We start from the raw sequence: 2384 nt of genomic DNA, 5'->3' as shown, positions 1-2384 counted from the left end.
TCACTAACATTGCGTAAGAACCAGGTTTGTGCAGTGAATTGCAGAAAAAAGTACAGAACTTTGCCAGTAAATATTTAATTTCTTGATAATGCATGTGTGACACGATAACTATCGCCTGTGAAGGTCAGAATGTGCGCATGATGAATCACACGATCAACGAGTGCTGACGTTAATCTAGGATCTGCGAAAACACGATTCCATTGACTGAATTCTAGATTCGATGTGATGATGATACTTTTCTTTTCGTACCAGTCTGTAATGAGATGGAACAGGAGCTCTGCTGACTCTTTGGATAATGGAAGATAGCCCATTTCATCCAAGACGATAAGATCCGCAGAATCGAGGCGTGTATGGAAGCTACTCAGCTTCCCATCACGCCATGCTTTGGTGAGTTGCTCTACGAGCTCCGAAACACGAAAGAAACGTACTTCTTTTCCTTTACGACAAGCTTCCCGTCCTAAACCAATCGCAAGATGTGTCTTACCAGTGCCGGGGGCACCTGTGAGCACTACGTTTTGCTGATGATCGATGAAAGAGAGCGACATCAATTCTTCTTTCTTGAGATGACGAGGAAAGTAGATGTTGTCATGCCAGCGATAGTCTTCAAGTGATTTATTGTTGATGAATTTTGCTTTTTTTATGAGCCTCTCTGCCTTCGCTTCTTCACGAAGTCTCATCTCCATTTCAAAAAGTGTCGTGAGAAACGTCTCGGACGATTCCATCGGAATCGATTCGTAAATTTCAGCGACGTAAGCGAGCCGAAGGGATTTGCACATCTCTTTTAGATTCACGGCTGCACCTCACTCTGCCATGGTCGATTCAAACTGTCATACTTACTCCAGTCGACATCGTAGGGATGCTCTTCGATGTCAGAATAGGCATCGCTCTGGCTCAGTAGCTCATACAATCGTTCATCGATTTCAGTGATTGAATGCAGGACTAATCTAGATCGTAGCCATCCCAGTCTTTCTCTCCGTATCATCAGATTCTGGATGTTCAGATACTCTCGAATTCGTCCAGGGAGGTACTCTGCGTGGCGTGAATGACCATAACTACGCGGCTTTTTGTACCATTCGTTGAGAATGCTTTCCCAAGGTAACGCCCGTTTCGTCATCATATAAGGTCGCTTTTCTTCGTACAGGATTTCTCCGTGACGAGAAATGATTTTCATATCGTCCCATTTTAGGATTGCTCTCACTTGTCCATGTCGAGAACCAGATGGAACGAGAATCTTCGTTTGATCGATGGTCACTTCTCCATATTTGTTTACCTTCAACAGTTCCTCCTTGAACACCGGAAAGTCTTCTTCCGGCAGTCGAAGGAGATGCTTTTTCTCTTCCACAACGAGATCCTTGATACGTACTTTCTTTTCATAATGTATACGTTCCATGTCATCCCTGAGGGATGATGCGAGGCGTCTGTTCAATGATTCGAAGTCATTCATGACGGGAGAAGGAACCAGGAAGTTGTAACGGACATATCCAACCTTGTTTTCGACGCTTCCTTTCTCATTCCCACTATACGGATTACAGCTTTGAACTTGGAAACCATAGTGCGTTACGAATTGCTGAAAAGCGTCCGTATAAATGGCATCTTCCTTTGTTGTCCGTACTTTAGCGACGGCTGCTGGGAGATTGTCGATTCGTAATTGTTGCGGCACGCCTCCGATTTCTTCGAACAGTCTCTTCAATCCGGTCAGGAAACATTCTTGGTTCTCTGCTGGTAATGCAACCGCAGCTGTTCGATTGCTATACGGCATGGATAGGATCAAGCAATGCACATCGACCGCATGACTGTCCTTCACGACTTCCATGACGCCAAAATCTACCTGTGCTTCTCCGGGCGGGTGGGCCAACCGCTCGAATCGACTATCGTTTTCTACATCGCGACCTAGGCGCCATTCTTTGATGAATTGACAGACGGTCCGGTAGGACCCTTCAAATCCATATGTACATAATGTCTCATATAGTTTTTTATTGGTTCGTCGTTGTTTCTTTTTCATCATCGCATCTTCCTGTAGCCAGTCCTCGATCATTTCGCCCCAACGGGTGCCATACATCATGCCACGCTTTGAAGAATGACTTTCTTTTGGTAGAAAAGACTCATCGGCATATTTTTTAGCAGTTCGCCAGTTCAGGTTAAGATCTTTCGCAATCTTATTGATGGAATAGGATTTATGGTTCCTTAAAAATTTGATACAATTGATTTCAGACATTGTTAGCATTCCTTTCATCTCCTTCACGTTCTTGTTTCGCAACTTAAACGTTAGGATGAATTTGTGGGTGCTGGCAAGTCTTTTTCTTTTTTCGCAAAAGGAGTGCAGAACTGTGTACGTTTCCGTCGCACAAGTCTGCACTCCTATGGTTCTTACGCAATGTTAGTGA

2 protein-coding genes are annotated in these 2384 nt (G+C 44.3%); both read right to left on the bottom strand.

Annotated features, from left to right (window positions below; genetic code table 11):
* Positions 1-74: 74 nt before the first annotated feature.
* Positions 75-776, bottom strand: a complete 702-nt coding sequence (gene istB, locus KNQ13_RS15635) for an IS21-like element helper ATPase IstB (RefSeq protein ID WP_034773873.1) — start codon at positions 774-776, stop codon at positions 75-77.
* Between the two features lie 11 nt (positions 777-787).
* Positions 788-2224 (bottom strand): IS21 family transposase, encoded by a 1437-nt coding sequence (istA, locus tag KNQ13_RS15630; RefSeq protein WP_026829677.1) that lies wholly within the window; start codon positions 2222-2224, stop codon positions 788-790.
* Positions 2225-2384 lie beyond the last annotated feature (160 nt).

This window comes from Exiguobacterium sp. s128 (assembly GCF_018618815.1).
In the GTDB taxonomy this organism is placed as follows: domain Bacteria; phylum Bacillota; class Bacilli; order Exiguobacteriales; family Exiguobacteriaceae; genus Exiguobacterium_A; species Exiguobacterium_A antarcticum.
The sequence above is the reverse complement of the archived record's forward strand: the minus strand, read 5'-3'. Positions and strand labels throughout refer to the sequence as shown.

Bases quoted from the DNA above. Each gene is read 5' to 3' on its own strand.
- istB (WP_034773873.1), bottom strand. From the start codon at position 776: ATGTGCAAATCCCTTCGGCTCGCTTACGTCGCTGAAATTTACGAATCG.
- istA (WP_026829677.1), bottom strand. From the start codon at position 2,224: ATGCTAACAATGTCTGAAATCAATTGTATCAAATTTTTAAGGAACCAT.